16 protein-coding genes are annotated in these 17,873 nt (G+C 53.1%); 7 read left to right on the top strand and 9 right to left on the bottom strand.

What is annotated here, in order from left to right:
* The first annotated feature begins 4 nt into the window (after positions 1 to 4).
* A complete protein-coding gene (queC, locus tag FHN83_RS16885) occupies positions 5 to 700 on the top strand; it encodes a 7-cyano-7-deazaguanine synthase QueC (RefSeq protein WP_139564436.1) in 696 nt (231 codons plus the stop codon).
* 54 nt (positions 701 to 754) lie between these two features.
* Here the strand turns inward: queC and FHN83_RS16880 are convergent, their stop codons facing one another.
* The 9 genes from FHN83_RS16880 to bolA form a co-directional block, all read right to left on the bottom strand.
* Positions 755 to 1,153, bottom strand: a complete 399-nt coding sequence (locus tag FHN83_RS16880; RefSeq protein WP_039032384.1) for a YbgC/FadM family acyl-CoA thioesterase — start codon at positions 1,151 to 1,153, stop codon at positions 755 to 757.
* A 96-nt stretch (positions 1,154 to 1,249) separates the two neighbouring features.
* A complete protein-coding gene (locus FHN83_RS16875) occupies positions 1,250 to 1,618 on the bottom strand; it encodes a helix-hairpin-helix domain-containing protein (RefSeq protein WP_139564435.1) in 369 nt (122 codons plus the stop codon).
* 148 nt (positions 1,619 to 1,766) lie between these two features.
* The gene (ppiD, locus tag FHN83_RS16870; RefSeq protein ID WP_039032382.1) at positions 1,767 to 3,638 is read right to left on the bottom strand and encodes a peptidylprolyl isomerase; all 1,872 of its coding nucleotides are present in this window, start codon (positions 3,636 to 3,638) and stop codon (positions 1,767 to 1,769) included.
* A gap of 211 nt (positions 3,639 to 3,849) precedes the next feature.
* A complete protein-coding gene (hupB, locus tag FHN83_RS16865; protein ID WP_002444653.1) occupies positions 3,850 to 4,122 on the bottom strand; it encodes a nucleoid-associated protein HU-beta in 273 nt (90 codons plus the stop codon).
* Positions 4,123 to 4,332: 210 nt separating this feature from the next.
* Complete coding sequence (gene lon, locus FHN83_RS16860) at positions 4,333 to 6,687, bottom strand: endopeptidase La (RefSeq protein WP_039032381.1); 2,355 nt, start codon at positions 6,685 to 6,687, stop codon at positions 4,333 to 4,335.
* Between the two features lie 184 nt (positions 6,688 to 6,871).
* Positions 6,872 to 8,146 (bottom strand): ATP-dependent protease ATP-binding subunit ClpX, encoded by a 1,275-nt coding sequence (gene clpX / locus FHN83_RS16855; protein ID WP_139564434.1) that lies wholly within the window; start codon positions 8,144 to 8,146, stop codon positions 6,872 to 6,874.
* A gap of 127 nt (positions 8,147 to 8,273) precedes the next feature.
* Entirely contained in the window at positions 8,274 to 8,897 is a 624-nt protein-coding gene (gene clpP, locus FHN83_RS16850; protein WP_032616835.1) for an ATP-dependent Clp endopeptidase proteolytic subunit ClpP, read from the bottom strand.
* A 260-nt stretch (positions 8,898 to 9,157) separates the two neighbouring features.
* Positions 9,158 to 10,456, bottom strand: coding sequence for a trigger factor (gene tig, locus FHN83_RS16845; protein ID WP_039032379.1), 1,299 nt, complete (start codon positions 10,454 to 10,456; stop codon positions 9,158 to 9,160).
* A 331-nt stretch (positions 10,457 to 10,787) separates the two neighbouring features.
* Positions 10,788 to 11,105 (bottom strand): transcriptional regulator BolA, encoded by a 318-nt coding sequence (gene bolA, locus FHN83_RS16840; RefSeq protein WP_039032378.1) that lies wholly within the window; start codon positions 11,103 to 11,105, stop codon positions 10,788 to 10,790.
* Between the two features lie 304 nt (positions 11,106 to 11,409).
* Between bolA and FHN83_RS16835 the strand changes: the two genes are divergently transcribed.
* The 6 genes from FHN83_RS16835 to FHN83_RS16810 all read left to right on the top strand — a co-directional run bounded on the left by FHN83_RS16835 (position 11,410) and on the right by FHN83_RS16810 (position 17,864).
* Positions 11,410 to 11,988, top strand: a complete 579-nt coding sequence (locus tag FHN83_RS16835) for a lipoprotein (RefSeq protein ID WP_039032377.1) — start codon at positions 11,410 to 11,412, stop codon at positions 11,986 to 11,988.
* A 43-nt stretch (positions 11,989 to 12,031) separates the two neighbouring features.
* Complete coding sequence (ampG, locus tag FHN83_RS16830) at positions 12,032 to 13,507, top strand: muropeptide MFS transporter AmpG (RefSeq protein WP_139564433.1); 1,476 nt, start codon at positions 12,032 to 12,034, stop codon at positions 13,505 to 13,507.
* Positions 13,508 to 13,978: 471 nt separating this feature from the next.
* Positions 13,979 to 14,926: a cytochrome o ubiquinol oxidase subunit II gene (gene cyoA / locus FHN83_RS16825; protein ID WP_039032375.1), complete on the top strand. Its 948-nt coding sequence runs from the start codon at positions 13,979 to 13,981 to the stop codon at positions 14,924 to 14,926.
* 16 nt (positions 14,927 to 14,942) lie between these two features.
* Positions 14,943 to 16,934, top strand: coding sequence for a cytochrome o ubiquinol oxidase subunit I (cyoB, locus tag FHN83_RS16820; RefSeq protein WP_039032374.1), 1,992 nt, complete (start codon positions 14,943 to 14,945; stop codon positions 16,932 to 16,934).
* Entirely contained in the window at positions 16,924 to 17,538 is a 615-nt protein-coding gene (locus FHN83_RS16815; RefSeq protein ID WP_138370623.1) for a cytochrome o ubiquinol oxidase subunit III, read from the top strand. Before cyoB ends, FHN83_RS16815 begins: the two co-directional genes overlap by 11 nt.
* Complete coding sequence (locus FHN83_RS16810) at positions 17,538 to 17,864, top strand: cytochrome o ubiquinol oxidase subunit IV (RefSeq protein ID WP_032616827.1); 327 nt, start codon at positions 17,538 to 17,540, stop codon at positions 17,862 to 17,864. The genes FHN83_RS16815 and FHN83_RS16810 overlap by 1 nt, the downstream gene beginning before the upstream one ends.
* Positions 17,865 to 17,873: the final 9 nt, after the last annotated feature.

Below are 17,873 nucleotides of genomic sequence, written 5' to 3'. Positions count from 1 at the left end.
TCTTATGAAACGTGCTGTTGTCGTGTTCAGTGGAGGCCAGGATTCCACCACCTGTCTGGTGCAGGCTCTGCAGCAATATGATGAAGTCCATTGTGTCACCTTTGACTATGGCCAGCGCCATAGCGAAGAGATCGAGGTGGCGCAGAAACTGGCCGTTAAGCTCGGCGCGCGGGCGCATAAGGTGCTGGATGTTACCCTGCTTAACGAACTGGCGGTGAGCAGTCTTACCCGCGACAGCATCCCGGTACCCGACTATGAGCCGGACGCAGCGGGTATTCCCAATACCTTCGTGCCGGGGCGTAACATCCTGTTCCTGACCCTGACGGCAATCTACGCGTACCAGGTGAAAGCCGAAGCGGTGATCACCGGCGTGTGTGAAACCGACTTCTCGGGCTATCCGGACTGTCGCGATGAGTTTGTTAAAGCCCTCAACCACGCCGTGAACCTCGGTATGGCCAAAGATATCCGCTTTGAAACGCCGCTGATGTGGCTGGATAAAGCCGAAACCTGGGCCCTGGCCGACTACTGGGGCAAGCTGGATCTGGTGCGTACCGAAACCCTGACCTGCTATAACGGTATCAAAGGCGATGGCTGTGGACAGTGCGCGGCGTGTAACCTGCGCGCCAACGGCCTGAATCACTATCTGGCGGATAAAGCCGGGGTGATGGCGGCCCTGAAAAAGAAAACCGGCCTGAAATAATCTGCGCCAGTCTGCCGGGTGAAAGCGTTGCTTCGCCCGGCGTCACACGGCAGGTTATTTGATTAATAGTTCCAGTTTCTCACGTAATTCCCCTTCCAGCGGCAACGCTTTCTGCGTTTTCAGATCGATGCAGACAAAGGTAATTAACGCATCTGCCACCACCTGCCCTTCCGGCTCCAGGGTTATCACCTGACTCAGCACGCCACTTTTACCATTGAGTTGCTGCAACTGGCTGGTCACGGTCAGTAAATCGCTGAGCACTGCGGGACGGCGATAGTTGATATTGATGTTCGCCACCACAAAAGCGATGCGGTGTGCGGTCATCCACTGGAAACTGTCGCTGTTTTCCAGGCCGTCCCAGCGCGCCTCTTCGAGGAACTCCAGGTAGCGGGCGTTATTCACGTGCTGGTAAACATCAAGATGGTAGCCGCGTACTTTGATTTGGGTCTGCATAGCGCAATAGCCTTCAGGGTAGTTAATTATAAGATTCAGAGGTCATAACTGGTATGACCTCTTTATCCTGGCAAATTTTTGCCACTGTGCAAGTTATTACAGCGTCAGATGCGCAAGGTTACGCTCCACCAGCGCTCCCCCCATACCCGGTACCTGCCTGAGATCGTCCAGCGTTTTAAACGGGCCGTACTCTTCGCGGTAGCTGACAATCGCCTGCGCTTTCTTCATACCCACGCCATTCATCACCTTTGCCAGATCTTCCGCCGATGCGGTATTGATGCTAACCCGTGTCTTATCCTCTTCCGCCACCTTAGATTGCTGAGGAGACGTGGCTACGGGTGGTGCATCGGCCTTACTCTGCGACACCTGCGTTTTGGCCGCCGGTGTCGCCGCCAGCGCGCTGTGGCTCATCCCCGCCGTAACGATGGCAAGCGTGACGAAAAGGGCTTTGATTCCATGTTTCATGCTGTTTTCTCCTTGTTTGTTGACAGCCCCCTCACCTTAGTCGGACCGCATTTCAGGAACAAACAGCAGATTGCAGAAATGGAAAAGGCCGCGAAAGCGGCCTTTTGGTATTGCAGTACGTTGCTTAAACTTGCGAGCAGCGCCGTAATTACTGCTGAGTCATGATATCGCCCAGCTTAATTTTGGCTTCTTTACGCAGGTTGCTCATCAGCGCCTCGAAAGCAATTTGCGCATTGTTCTGGGTAATACCCTGAACCATCGCTTTCTTCTGTGCTTCCGGCATGGTGCCCGCTTTCACTTCGTCCAGCGCCAGAATGACCACGTTGCCCTGCATATCGTTGGCGATACCGAAGCTCGGCTTGTCTTTCGCCGGCTGGCTCAGGCCGAATGCCGCCTGGCTAATCGGATCCTGACCGGTACGGCTCAGGGTTTTCGCCTCACCAAAGCTCAGGCCAGCCGCTTTAAGCGCCTCATCACCTTTACCGGCTTTCAGGTCAGCCAGCAGCTTTTCAGCATCCAGCTTCGCCTGCTGCACGGCTTTGTTGTGTTTCACCAGCGCCGTAATCTGATCCTTCACCTCGTCCAGCGGCTTGATCGCTTCTGGCTTATGCTCGCTCACGCGCAGTACGAAAGCGCGATCGCCGTCAACAGAGATGATGTCGGAGTTGCTGCCCGGGGTGCCATTTTCGCCTACCAGACCGCCATTGAAGATGGCATCTGCTACCGGCTTGAAGTTCAGCTCTTCCGGCAGGTTGTCATGACCAAACCAACCGGTGGTCACCGCTTTCGCGCCTGCAGCCTGCTCTGCGCCCGCCAGCGATTCGTTGTCATTGCTGGCCGCGTCGCTCACTTTCTGCTGTAAGGCATAGAAGCCATCCAGCGCTTTCTCCTGCTTCACTTTCGCGGCGATCTCATCGTGGACATCCGCCAGCGGTTTGGTGGTCGCAGGGGTAACATCATCCAGACGCGCAACCAGGAAGCCAACGGAGGATTTGATGACGCCAGAAAGCTGGCCTTTCTCTTTCAGGCCGGCATTTTTCAGCTCGTCCGGGGTGGTCGCGTCTTCCAGCCAGCCCATATCACCGCCGTTTTTCGCAGAGATGATATCCGTGGATTTCTCTTTTGCGACCGTCGCGAAATCGGTGCCTTTGTTCAGCTCATCCAGCGCCGCTTTAGCGTCGGCTTCGGTTTTGGTCTGAATCACGCTGTAACGATTACGCTGTGGCTGAGTGAACTGATCCTGATGCTGATCGTAGTAAGACTGGATCTCGGCATCGGTGGCGTTTTCCTGCATCGCAGCCGCATCCAGCTTGATGTAGCTCACGCGGAACTGCTCCGGTGCGGTGAAGTTGTTTTTGTTCTGCTCATAGTAGCTTTTCACCTCTTCATCGCTCGCCTGCTGTTTAGCAGCCAGAGCATTGACGTCGAAAGTGGCTTCGCGCACGACGCGCTGCTGAGAAACCAGCGTCGCCAGTTCATCCGCTTCGCCTTTGAGCATGAAGTCGGTGCCCACGACAGCGTTGATAAGCTGCTGAGTGGTGAGCTGATTGCGCAGCGCCTGAGCGTATTGATCCGGCGTCATCCCCATCTGATTAACGATGGCGGTATAACGGGAGTTATCGAATTTGCCGTTATTCTGGAAAGCAGGGGTGACGAAAATTGCTTTCTTAACCTGGTCATCGCTGATGCTCAGACCGAGTTCCCGGGCATACTGATCCAGCAGCGCCTCGTCGATAAGACGGTTCAGCGTCTGCTGACGCAGGTTTTTCATGTACCCTTCATTCGCCGCCAGTTCAGAGAACTGGTCGCCCAGCTGTTGCTGCATGCGGTTGCGTTCACCGGCAAATGCATTCTCAAACTGCCCACGGCTGATTTCCTGGTCGTTCACTTTTGCGGCGTAGTTTGCACTACCGCCAATCAGGTATCCGCTCACGCCGGTCAAAATGAACGACACGATAATGATACCGAAAATAATCTTGAGCACGAGACTGTTAGCAGCCGTGCGTAAGCTGTCCATCATGGTGTAACCACACTCCGCTGTAGGTGACTGGTGACCTGACGCTGGCGGGAATCCTGACCGCAGCGCGTAAAGGCGTATTGTGACAAGAAACCGGGGCTATTGTCAGCCCACAACTCGCATAAACTCACATAAATCAGGTCTGGACAAACAAAAAAGGCACATCAAATGATGCGCCCTTGTACTTTTCAACTTCCCTGAAGTAAGAAAGCGATCAGTTTACCGCGTCTTTCAGCGCTTTGCCGGCACGGAAGCCCGGAACTTTAGCAGCAGCGATGGTGATCTCTTTACCGGTCTGAGGGTTGCGGCCAGTACGGGCAGCACGCTCTTTAACAGCAAAAGTACCAAAACCTACCAGCGCTACGTCGTCCCCAGCCTGCAGAGATTCGGTAACAGAAGCAATCAAAGCATCTAACGCACGTCCAGCCGCAGCTTTGGAGATATCAGCACCCGCAGCAATTTTGTCAATCAGTTGAGATTTATTCACTCTTCTCTTCCTCTCTTTATAATTTATATCGCGTCTGAATCCTTCACAACGCGACCGCGCAGCAGTTATATCAGGCCTGCCATGACCTTACAACACCCGTTGTTGATGGCTGGCCCAATCAGCAATCTAAATTAGCTATACAAAAAAAGGCTGGCAAGCCCGAAATAGCTCACCAGCCTTGTTTTTATTGACGCTCTTTGCGCGAGGTCACTATTTTGCGGTCACAACCTGCATTCCTGAAGGCTCATTCTGCAGTGCAAGTGTCAGAACTTCCTCAATACGTTTCACCGGATGGATCTCCAGATCGGCGATAACGTTGTCCGGAATCTCTTCCAGATCGCGCTTGTTCTCATGCGGGATGAGGACCGTTTTAATGCCACCGCGGTGGGCTGCCAGCAGTTTTTCTTTCAAGCCGCCAATCGGCAATACCTGACCACGCAGGGTGATTTCACCGGTCATGGCTACATCGGCACGCACCGGGTTACCGGTCAGGCAAGACACCAGGGCGGTACACATCGCAATACCCGCGCTTGGGCCATCTTTCGGCGTCGCCCCTTCTGGCACGTGAACGTGAATGTCGCGTTTTTCGTAAAAGTCCGGATTAATACCCAGTTTTTCCGCACGCGCGCGCACCACGGTCAGCGCAGCCTGAATGGACTCCTGCATCACCTCACCCAGCGAGCCGGTGTAGGTCAGCTTGCCTTTACCCGGTACGCAGGCGGTTTCAATGGTCAGCAGATCGCCGCCCACTTCCGTCCACGCCAGACCGGTCACCTGGCCTACGCGGTTTTCGCTGTCCGCACGACCATAGTCGTAGCGCTGAACACCGAGGTACTCGTGCAGGTTGTCGCCATTGATCACAATATGCTTCAACGTCTTGTCGAGCAGCAGCTGTTTCACCGCTTTACGACACAGCTTGGAGATTTCACGCTCCAGGCTACGCACGCCCGCTTCACGGGTGTAGTAACGAATGATGCCGATAATCGCGCTGTCATCGACGGTCAGTTCGCTCTCTTTCAGTGCGTTACGTTCAATCTGCTTCGACAGCAGGTGACGACGGGCGATGTTCAGTTTTTCGTCTTCGGTATAGCCAGAAAGACGGATCACTTCCATACGATCCAGCAGCGGTGCCGGGATGTTCATGGAGTTAGAGGTCGCCACGAACATCACATCGCTCAGATCGTAGTCCACTTCCAGGTAGTGATCGCTGAACGCCACGTTCTGCTCTGGATCCAGCACTTCAAGCAGGGCAGAAGCCGGATCGCCGCGCATATCGGACGACATTTTGTCGATCTCATCCAGCAGGAACAGCGGGTTTTTAACGCCCACTTTCGCCATTTTCTGGATCAGTTTGCCCGGCATGGAACCGATGTAGGTCCGACGGTGACCGCGAATTTCCGCTTCGTCACGCACGCCGCCCAGCGCCATACGGATGTATTTACGTCCGGTGGCTTTAGCAATGGACTGTCCCAGAGAGGTTTTACCCACCCCCGGCGGCCCTACCAGGCACAGAATTGGGCCCTTGAGCTTATTAACACGGCTCTGAACCGCGAGATACTCAAGGATGCGGTCTTTCACACGTTCCAGACCGTAGTGGTCGGTATCCAGGATCTCCTGAGCCTGACGCAGATCTTTTTTGACCTTGCTGCGGGCGTTCCACGGAACCTGCACCATCCACTCGATATAGCCGCGCACGACGGTCGCTTCAGCCGACATCGGAGACATCATTTTCAGCTTCTGCAGCTCGGCTTCCGCTTTCTCTTTCGCCTCTTTCGGCATTTTTGCCGCGTCGATCTTACGCTTCAGCGCTTCGTTTTCGTCCGGCGCGTCGTCCATCTCGCCGAGCTCTTTCTGAATGGCCTTCATCTGCTCGTTCAGATAGTACTCGCGCTGAGATTTTTCCATCTGCTTTTTAACGCGGTTGCGAATGCGTTTCTCAACCTGTAGCAGATCGATTTCAGACTCCATCATCGCCATCAGATATTCCAGACGCTCGTTAACGTCGGACATCTCCAGCACGGACTGTTTGTCAGCCAGCTTCAGCGGCATGTGCGCTGCGATAGTGTCTGCCAGACGCGCAGGATCGTCGATGCTGTTCAGCGACGTCAGCACTTCTGGTGGGATTTTTTTGTTCAGCTTGATGTAGCCTTCAAACTGACTGATCGCGGTGCGTACCAGCACCTCCTGCTCACGCTCATCAAGCTGAGGCGAGTCGAGGTATTCCGCTTTTGCTGCAAAGTGTTCGCCATCATCCGACAGCGTGGTAATACGCGCACGCTGCAGCCCCTCAACCAGCACCTTCACGGTGCCGTCAGGCAGCTTCAGCATTTGTAAAATAGAGGCCACGGTCCCGACGGTGAAAAGATCGTTTACACCCGGCTCATCCGTTGATGCTTCTTTCTGCGCAACCAGCATGATTTTTTTATCATGATCCATGGCGGCTTCAAGGCAACGGATAGATTTTTCCCGCCCTACAAATAAGGGTATGACCATGTGCGGATAAACCACCACATCGCGCAACGGCAATACGGGGATTTCAATGCGTTCAGAACGCTCAGGATTCATAGAGCTCTCTCTTAGTTTAGTGTCCGCCAGGTAAGCTGGTCATGAGACTGTGCTTCACATAACCATTAACATGTAATCCAGTATATGGGGATGTTTCCCACACATTCAACGCCATGTTTACGGAAAAATAAAAGGGGGGATTAAATCCCCCCTTTTTGATTAACTGCTTGTATGATCTGATGAATTATTCGCCAGATGCCTGCTGCGCTTCCGGCGTGCTGTAAATCAGCAGCGGCTTGGTTTGGCCAGCAATGACGGACTCATCGATAACCACTTTTTCGACCTCTTCCATTGAAGGAAGGTCGTACATGGTATCGAGCAGGGCTGCTTCAACGATAGAACGCAGGCCACGCGCACCGGTTTTACGTGCCATTGCTTTCTTGGCAATCGCATCCAGCGCTTCATCACGGAATTCCAGCTCAACGCCTTCCAGATTGAACAACGCCTGGTACTGTTTGGTCAGGGCGTTTTTCGGCTCTTTCAGGATCTGAATCAGCGCATCTTCGCTCAGTTCAGTCAGCGTGGCCACAACCGGCAGACGACCAATGAACTCAGGGATCAGACCAAACTTGATCAGATCTTCTGGCTCAACCTGCATCAGCAGCTCACCTTCTTTCGCTTTTTCAGACTTAGCTTTCACCGTAGCGCCAAAGCCAATACCCGAGCCGGTTTCAACACGGTTAGCGATGACTTTATCCAGACCGGCAAACGCGCCGCCACAGATAAACAGGATTTTGGAGGTATCAACCTGCAGGAACTCCTGCTGAGGATGCTTACGACCACCCTGTGGTGGAACAGCGGCAACCGTCCCTTCGATCAGCTTCAGCAATGCCTGCTGCACACCTTCACCGGAAACGTCACGGGTGATCGACGGGTTATCGGATTTACGTGAGATTTTGTCGATCTCATCGATATACACGATACCGCGCTGTGCTTTCTGCACATCGTAATCACACTTCTGCAGCAGTTTCTGGATGATGTTTTCCACATCTTCACCCACGTAACCGGCTTCGGTCAGGGTGGTGGCATCAGCCATGGTGAAAGGAACATCCAGCAGGCGTGCCAGCGTTTCTGCCAGCAGGGTTTTACCGGAACCGGTTGGGCCGATCAGCAAAATGTTACTTTTGCCCAGCTCAACGCCGTTGCTGTTATCCCCGTTACGCAGACGTTTGTAGTGATTGTACACCGCCACTGCCAGCACTTTCTTCGCCTGTTCCTGACCGATGACGTAGTCGTCAAGGTGATGACGGATCTCGTGCGGGGTCGGTAACGCGCTGCGCTCGCGGTGCGGTGCAACTTCTTTAATCTCTTCGCGGATGATGTCGTTACATAAGTCGACACATTCGTCGCAGATATACACGGATGGCCCGGCAATCAGTTTGCGCACTTCATGCTGGCTTTTGCCGCAAAAAGAGCAATAAAGCAGTTTGCCCGATCCATCTTTGCGTTTATCTGTCATGAGTCAAAACCTCTTTTTAAGTTCTTTGTGCCGCACATGACGACGCAAATGCCATTCTCAGACGCAAGCTGCTCGTAAGCAAAGTGCCGCCCTACCATAGTATAGCGGCACACCCGCGTCGTGGGCATCAATTACGATGGGTCAAAATGGAGTCGACTAAGCCGTACTCAACTGCCTCTGGTGCGGACAGGAAGCGATCGCGCTCGGTATCGCGCTCGATCTGCTCAAGTGATTGACCCGTGTGGTGAGCCATAAGTTCATTCATGCGCCCTTTTACTTTCAGAATTTCACGGGCATGAATTTCAATATCTGTGGCCTGGCCCTGGTACCCGCCCAGCGGCTGGTGAATCATTACGCGCGAGTTCGGCAGGCAGAAACGCTTGCCCTTCGCCCCTGCAGTCAGCAGGAATGCGCCCATTGATGCTGCCTGGCCCATACAAATGGTGCTCACATCAGGCTTGATGAACTGCATGGTGTCGTAAATGGACATCCCGGCGGTGATCACGCCACCCGGGGAGTTGATGTACAGGTAAATGTCTTTTTCCGGGTTTTCCGCTTCCAGAAACAGCATCTGCGCTACGATCAGGTTCGCCATGTGGTCTTCCACCTGGCCGGTCATGAAGATAACGCGTTCTTTAAGCAGACGGGAGTAGATATCAAAAGAACGTTCACCGCGAGAGGTCTGTTCAATGACCATTGGCACCAGCGCCATATGGGGTGCAAAGTTATCTCGTTCGCCACTGTATGACATTTCCGTCTCCTGGATAAAAAATGAAAATACCTGCTGTACTGATTGTAACCTTGCGGACGGATTATCAGCCAGTCTCTTTAATACTACTTCCCCACTAATGGGGGCGGCTCAGCCCTATTTCAAGCATAACAATCTTTTGGTGTAACGCTAACACTGAAAAAGCGTTTTATCACGCTTCGTGATTTATAACTGTGATAAAAAAAACCCGTCGCCAGACGGCAACGGGTTTTTCGCTCAAACTTTAAACGAAGCGGGCAGAATTACGCCTGCTGGTTCATCAGTTCGTTGAAGGAAGTGGCTTTTTCGGACACTTTCGCTTTGGCCAGAACGGCTTCAACAGCCTGCTCTTCCAGTGCGACGTTACGCATGTTTTCCATCAGCTCTTTGTTGCTGCCGTAGAAAGCAACAACTTCTGACGGATCTTCGTAGGCAGAAGCCATCTCTTCGATCAGACCTTTAACGCGCTCTTCGTCAGCTTTCAGCTCGTGGGTACGAATCACTTCGCCCAGCAGCAGGCCAACAACTACGCGGCGTTTAGCCTGCTCTTCGAACAGCTCACGTGGCAGTTCCAGAGCTTGTTTCTCGTTGCCACCGAAACGCTGTGCAGCCTGACGGCGCAGAACGTCGATTTCGCTGTCGATCAGGGCAGACGGGATCTCGATTTCGTTAGCTTTAACCAGACCTTCGATCGCCTGAGACTTAACGCGGTTACGCACGGCGCCTTTCAGCTCGCGTTCCATGTTTTTACGCACTTCCGCACGCAGACCTTCAACAGAACCATCTTCAACACCGAAACGTTTGATGAAATCTGCAGTCAGTTCTGGCAGTTCGCGGTCTTCAACTTTCTTCAGGGTAATCGCGAACTTAGCCGCTTTACCTTTCAGGTTTTCAGCGTGGTACTCTTCCGGGAAGGTCACGTCGATGGTGAACTCTTCGCCAGCGCTGTGGCCTTTGATACCGTCTTCAAAGCCTGGGATCATACGACCCTGGCCCATTGCCAGTACGAAGTCAGACGCTTTGCCGCCTTCGAACTCTTCACCGTCTACAGAGCCGGAGAAGTCGATGGTGACACGGTCTTCTGCATCAGCAGCGCCGTCTTTGTCTTTCCAGGTCGCCTGCTGCTTACGCAGGGTGTCCAGCATGCCGTCAACGTCAGCTTCAGTCACTTCAACGATTGGTTTTTCAACTTCAATCGCGTCCAGACCTTTCAGCTCAACTTCTGGATAAACTTCGAACTCGACGGAGTAGGTGAAGTCTTCGCCCAGTTTGTATTCGCCCGGAACATAGGTCGGGGAACCGGCTGGGTTGATTTTTTCTTTGATGATCGCGTCAACGAAGTTGCGGCTCATCAGGTCACCCAGCACGTCCTGGCGAACAGAAGCGCCATAACGCTGAGCAACGACATTCATCGGTACTTTGCCCTTGCGGAAGCCGTCAATACGGACTTTCTTCGCTACGTTGACCAGCTCGCTTTTTACAGCGTTTTCGATGCTGTCAGCAGCGATTGTAATCGTTACACGGCGGCCAAGGCCTTGAGTGGTTTCAACTGAAACTTGCATCTTGTTACCTCAAAAAAATCACAGTGCTCGGTCAACTCTGAATTTGCCTCGCAATACCGGGATGCTCTCTTGTAGCAGATTCACATTCCCTGTCGCCAGAATCATCCCGAAGACATTCATTAAGACGCGGCATTATAGCGGCATCACTTTAGTGAGTCGAGAACGGTTGGCGCATGTTGCTGCGGCTTTTTTCACAATTTAAGGCTATTTTTAGCCTTAAAATCGCGCCACCGTCCCAAAACCCGGACAAAACAAAACGGCCCGCAGGCCGCTTTGACGTATTCTTTATGCAACATACTGGAAAAGTTCCCGTTGTTGCAAACAGGATTTATTACGCGATCGTCCCAGCTCCCCGGCACGGCGGCGACGCGAAAATCGTATCCTGTAACCCCTTCCACTCTTTGATCGTATATGTGTGTAACGCCAGCGCGTGGACCGTGGTCGAGAGCTCCTCCGTCAGGGTTCCGTAAATCATACGGTGACGATTGAGAAAACGCTCGCCAGCAAAACGGTCGCTGACCAGCACCACCTTAAAGTGGCTTTCAGAGCCTGCCGGTACGTTATGACGATAGCTTTCGTCGACGACTTCAAGGAACACAGGTTCAAACGCCGCCCTTAACTTATCTTCAATCTGTTCACGTATCATCATGAAATTACTCCTCCGACAACGCTGAGATGTCACCCATCCCTTTAAATGTTAGCCGCTTTTACCGCTTGCATAACAACAAGACAACAAAAATTTAGCTTTCGTCTGATTTTCTCATTCAACCGTATGAAGTCATATAAGGGAAGCGTCGATTTGTCGCCAGAATAACGGAAAAGCGTTTCAGGTGGTCAGTTTTCAGACAAGGCGATGAATTTACATGCGTTGACCACTTCCCCTTGCCGTTGGCGATGTTATGATGGCGGCAATTTTTTTCTATATATGCTTACGATTCCTTGAGAGCCTGAACATGTTAAAAAAACTCTTTTTCCCTTTAGTCGCCCTGTTTATGCTGGCGGGCTGCGCAACTCCACCAACCACCATTGATGTTTCACCAAAAATCACTCTGCCGCAGCAGGATCCAAGCCTGATGGGCGTGACCGTGAGCATCAACGGTGCGGATCAGCGTCGCGATCAGGCGCTGGCGAAAGTCACCCGCGACAACCAGGTGGTCACCCTGACCGCTTCCCGCGACCTGCGTTTCCTGCTGCAGGAAGTGCTTGAGAAGCAGATGACCTCCCGCGGTTATATGATTGGCCCAAGCGGCGCGGTCGATCTGCAGATCATCGTGAACAACCTGTATGCAGACGTCTCTCAGGGCAACGTGCGCTATAACATCGCCACCAAAGCCGATATCGCCATCATCGCTACCGCGAAGAACGGCAATAAGATGAACAAAAACTACCGTGCAAGCTACTCCGTTGAAGGTGCCTTCCAGGCTTCCAACCAGAACATTGCTAACGCGGTTAACAGCGTGCTGACCGACACCATCGCCGACATGGCGCAGGACACCAGCATTCACGAGTTCATCAAGCAGAACGCACGTTAAGTCTGCCCGCTGACCCGACTCCCGGTCGGGTCAGTTTTAACCCATGTCCAGTCAATATTTACGTATTTTCCAGCAGCCTAAATCAGCTATCCTGCTGATCCTTGGTTTCGCCTCCGGTTTACCTCTTGCCCTGACCTCCGGCACGCTACAGGCGTGGATGACCGTCGAAAATATCGATCTTAAAACCATCGGCTTTTTCTCTCTGGTCGGCCAGGCCTATGTGTTTAAGTTCCTGTGGTCACCCATGATGGACCGCTACACGCCGCCTTTCCTCGGCAGGCGTCGTGGCTGGCTGCTGATGACCCAGGCGATGCTGCTGCTGGCGGTTGCCGCCATGGGCTTCCTTGAACCGGCGTCACAGCTTCGCTGGATGGCCGCGCTGGCGGTGGTCATCGCCTTCTGTTCCGCATCGCAGGATATCGTGTTTGATGCCTGGAAAACGGACGTGCTCTCAGCCGAAGAGCGTGGAGCCGGTGCCGCTATCAGCGTGCTCGGCTACCGTCTGGGCATGCTGGTCTCGGGCGGACTGGCTCTGTGGCTGGCAGACAGATACCTCGGCTGGCAGGGAATGTACTGGCTGATGGCCGCCCTGCTTATTCCCTGCATGATCGCCACGTTCCTTGCCCCGGAGCCGAGCGATGTGATCCCCGTTCCGCGCTCCCTGGAACAGGCTGTCGCTGAACCGCTGCGCGACTTCTTTGGCCGCAACAACGCCTGGCTCATTCTGCTGCTGATTGTGTTGTATAAACTTGGCGATGCGTTTGCGATGAGTCTGACAACGACCTTCCTGATCCGCGGCGTGGGCTTTGATGCCGGCGAGGTGGGGGTCGTGAACAAAACCCTGGGGCTGATTGCCACGATTATCGGCGCGCTGTACGGCGGCGTACTAATGCAGCGCTTAAGCCTGTTCCGCGCCCTGCTGATATTCGGCATTCTTCAGGGAGTATCCAACGCAGGTTACTGGCTGCTCTCCATCACCGATAAGCATATGCTCAGCATGGCGGCGGCGGTGTTCTTCGAAAACCTGTGTGGCGGGATGGGGACAGCCGCCTTTGTCGCACTGCTGATGACCCTGTGCAATAAATCCTTCTCTGCCACGCAGTTCGCCCTGCTCTCTGCGCTCTCTGCGGTGGGTCGGGTCTACGTCGGCCCTATCGCGGGCTGGTTTGTTGAAGCGCATGGCTGGGCGGAGTTCTATCTGTTTTCTGTGTTTGCGGCTATTCCAGGGCTGCTCCTGTTATTAATATGCCGTCGTTCGCTGGAATATACCCAGCAGACCGAACACTTTATGGAAAGGACGCTCTACCCGTCGGCCTATCGCTTCGCCTTACGCGTATTGCTGGCGGGCTGTCTGATGCTGGCGCTGTGGCTGGTCGTGCTGATTGTCAATGCCACTACCGCTCTCGACCTGCCGTTTGCCCTGCTGTTGCTTGATGTTGGTGCGTTGTTGGCGCTGGTCGGCATCGTGACCGGGGCGCTGCTCGACTATCTGGCAATGCGAAAAACCCAGGCGGCTTAAAATAAAAAACGTTATTTGCCGTTGTAATCACCCTGCAAAATTATAACGGCAAATAAATCTGTCTGATTAAAAAAATATTTGTTGTTTTGTGCGTCTTAGAATTCCGGAAATTATTGGAAGCTGTAATAAACACTAATTTCGTTAACCGATTCAGCAAACGAAAGATTAATTTTCCGTTTTTTGTTTGTCTTTTTATTGATAATTAATTGTTAATTATTTGTATCTTTTTCACAATGGTTATACCAATTACCCTTTTTGCCCCCCAGACAGGGCTGGATTCGTTATAAGCCGCGTGCGGCGGGACTCCCATCTGGAAATGGTCATATTTTGCAACATGTGTGACTTATCCGGCAGAACCCGGTAACACGTTCCTGACACAGGCCTAATCATGTTTACAGTAATGTAACCTTCCCGTAAAATGCCCCCACACTTTAAACGCCACCAAGGTCCCCGTGGAATTGAGGTCGTTAAATGACACTTAGGAAATACAATAAAGGTTTGGGCTGGTTGTCGTTAATTGCAGGCACTGTTTTACTCAGTGGCTGTGATTCTGCGCTTCTGGACCCCAAAGGACAGATTGGACTGGAACAACGTTCCCTGATTCTGACGGCTTTCGGCCTGATGATGATCGTCGTTATTCCTGCCATTTTGATGGCTGTTGGTTTTGCGTGGAAGTACCGTGCGAGCAATAAAGATGCGAAGTATAGCCCTAACTGGTCACACTCCAATAAAGTGGAAGCTGTGGTCTGGACGGTGCCTATCCTGATCATCCTGTTCCTGGCCGTACTGACATGGAAAACCACTCACGCGCTTGAGCCGAGCAAACCGCTGGTTCACGATGAGAAACCTATCACCATCGAAGTGGTCTCCATGGACTGGAAATGGTTCTTCATCTATCCGGAACAGGGCATTGCTACCGTGAATGAAATCGCCTTCCCGGCGAACACTCCGGTAGAGTTCAAAGTCACCTCTAACTCCGTGATGAACTCCTTCTTTATCCCGCGTCTGGGCAGCCAGATTTACGCGATGGCCGGTATGCAGACTAACCTGCACCTGATCGCGAATGAAGCAGGCACCTATGACGGTATCTCCGCCAGCTACAGTGGCCCGGGCTTCTCAGGTATGAAGTTCAAAGCCATTGCCACGCCTGACCGTGCCGCTTTCGACCAGTGGGTTGCTAAAGCGAAACAGTCCCCGAACACCATGTCTGACATGGCCGCGTTCGACAAAGTGGCAACGCCTAGCGAATACAACAAAGTGGAGTACTTCTCTAACGTGAAACCGAATTTGTTCAAAGATGTTATTGGCAAATTTATGGGACATGGCATGAGCATGGACGTGACCCAGCCTGAAGGCGAGCACAGCGCGCACGAAGGTATGGAAGGCATGGACATGAGCCACGCGGAAACCGCTCACTAAGGGGCCGAGGAAGAAAATGTTCGGAAAATTGACACTGGATTCAGTGCCGTACCATGAACCCATTATCATGGTTACGATTGCTGCAATTATCATTGGTGGCGCGGCCTTAGTTGGCCTGATCACTTACTTCGGTAAGTGGAGCTACCTGTGGAATGAGTGGCTGACTTCGGTCGACCACAAAAAACTCGGTATCATGTACTGCATCGTCGGTATCGTCATGTTAATTCGTGGCTTTGCGGATGCGATCATGATGCGTAGCCAGCAGGCGCTTGCCTCCGCTGGCGAAGCAGGCTTCCTGCCGCCGCACCACTACGACCAGATCTTTACCGCGCATGGCGTGATTATGATCTTCTTCGTAGCGATGCCGCTGGTTATCGGTCTGATGAACGTTGTTGTGCCGCTGCAGATCGGCGCGCGTGACGTTGCGTTCCCGTTCCTGAACAACCTGAGCTTCTGGTTCACGGTTGTCGGTGTGATTCTGGTTAACCTGTCTCTGGGCGTCGGTGAGTTCGCGCAGACCGGTTGGCTGGCCTATCCGCCGCTTTCTGGAATTGAATACAGTCCTGGCGTAGGTGTTGATTACTGGATTTGGGCGCTGCAGCTCTCCGGTGTCGGTACTACCCTGACCGGTATTAACTTCTTCGTGACCATTATCAAGATGCGTGCCCCTGGCATGACCATGTTCAAGATGCCGGTATTTACCTGGGCATCTCTGTGCGCCAACATCCTGATTATCGCGTCGTTCCCAATTCTGACCGTCACCATCGCGCTGCTGACCCTGGATCGTTACCTGGGCACCCATTTCTTCACGAATGATATGGGTGGCAACATGATGATGTACATCAACCTGATTTGGGCATGGGGTCACCCGGAAGTGTACATCCTGGTTCTGCCGGTCTTCGGTGTGTTCTCCGAAATCGCAGCAACCTTCTCGCGTAAACGTCTGTTTGGTTACACCTCGCTGGTGTGGGCAACCGTGTGTATTACCGTCCTGTCGTTCATCGTTTGGCTGCACCACTTCTTCACCATGGGTGCGGGCGCGAACGTAAACGCCTTCTTCGGTATCACCACCATGATTATCGCAATCCCGACCGGGGTTAAGATCTTCAACTGGCTGTTCACCATGTACCAGGGCCGTATTGTGTTCCACTCAGCAATGCTGTGGACCATCGGCTTCATCGTGACCTTCTCCGTAGGCGGGATGACCGGCGTACTGTTGGCTGTTCCAGGTGCTGACTTCGTTCTGCACAACAGCCTGTTCCTGATTGCGCACTTCCATAACGTTATCATCGGCGGCGTCGTCTTCGGCTGCTTCGCTGGCGTAACCTACTGGTGGCCAAAAGCGTTCGGCTTCACGCTGAACGAAACCTGGGGTAAACGCGCGTTCTGGTTCTGGATCATCGGCTTCTTCGTGGCATTTATGCCGCTGTACGTGCTGGGCTTCATGGGTATGACCCGTCGTCTGAGCCAGCAGATCGATCCGCAGTTCCACCCAATGCTGATGATTGCAGCGGGCGGCGCCGTTCTGATTGCCTGTGGTATCGCGTCTCAGCTGATTCAGTTCTACGTCTCTATTCGCGACCGCGATCAGAACCGTGACCTGACCGGTGACCCATGGGGTGGCCGTACGCTGGAGTGGGCAACTTCTTCTCCACCGCCGTTCTATAACTTTGCCGTTGTGCCGCACATTCATGAGCGTGATGCATTCTGGGAAATGAAAGAGAAAGGCGAAGCGTATAAGCAGCCTGCGCATTACGAAGAGATCCACATGCCGAAAAACAGCGGTGCGGGCATTGTTATCGCCGCCTTCGCTACGGTATTTGGTTTCGCAATGATCTGGCACATCTGGTGGCTTGCGATCGTCGGTTTTGCTGGCATCGTAATCAGCTGGATTGTGAAGAGCTTTGATGAGGACGTGGACTACTACGTACCAGTCCGTGAAGTTGAAATTCTGGAAAAACAGCATTTCGACGAGATTGCTAAAGCGGGGCTGAAAAATGGCAACTGATACTTTAACCCACGCGACCGCCCATGCGCATGATCACGGGCACCACGATACAGGGCCGATGAAAGTCTTTGGCTTCTGGATCTACCTGATGAGCGACTGCATCCTGTTCTGCTGTCTGTTCGCGACCTATGCCGTTCTGGTGAACGGCACAGCGGGCGGCCCGACCGGCAAGGACATTTTCGAGCTGCCGTTCGTTCTGGTTGAAACCGCACTGCTGCTGTTCAGCTCCATCACCTACGGCATGGCGGCTATCGCCATGTACAAAAACAACAAGAGCCAGGTTGTTTCCTGGCTGGCGTTGACCTGGTTGTTCGGTGCTGGATTTATCGGGATGGAAATCTATGAATTCCATCACCTGATCGCAGAAGGCTTCGGCCCGGATCGCAGTGGCTTCCTGTCCGCGTTCTTCGCGCTGGTAGGCACTCACGGTCTGCACGTAACGTCCGGTCTGATCTGGATGGCGGTACTGATGTTCCAGGTATCCCGTCGCGGCCTGACCAGCACTAACCGCACCCGTATCATGTGCCTGAGCCTGTTCTGGCACTTCCTGGATGTGGTCTGGATCTGTGTGTTCTCTGTTGTGTATCTGATGGGGGCGATGTAATGAGTCATTCTAACGATCATGGCGCTTCCCACGGCAGCGTAAAAACCTACATGACAGGTTTTATCCTGTCGATCATCCTGACGGTCATTCCGTTCTGGATGGTGATGAGCGGTACTGCTTCTCACGCGGCGATCCTGGGCACTGTCCTGGTTACTGCGGTAGTGCAGATTCTGGTGCATCTGGTTTGCTTCCTGCACATGAACACCAAGTCTGATGAAGGCTGGAATATGACAGCATTCATCTTTACCGTGATTATCATCGCAATCCTGGTAGTCGGATCCATCTGGATTATGTGGAACCTCAACTACAACATGATGGTTCACTAAGAGCGGCGA

It is taken from the genome of Leclercia adecarboxylata, from assembly GCF_006171285.1.
Classification (GTDB): domain Bacteria; phylum Pseudomonadota; class Gammaproteobacteria; order Enterobacterales; family Enterobacteriaceae; genus Enterobacter; species Enterobacter barmai.
Note: the sequence above shows the minus strand (reverse complement) of the source record. Positions and strands in the feature narration are given on the sequence as shown.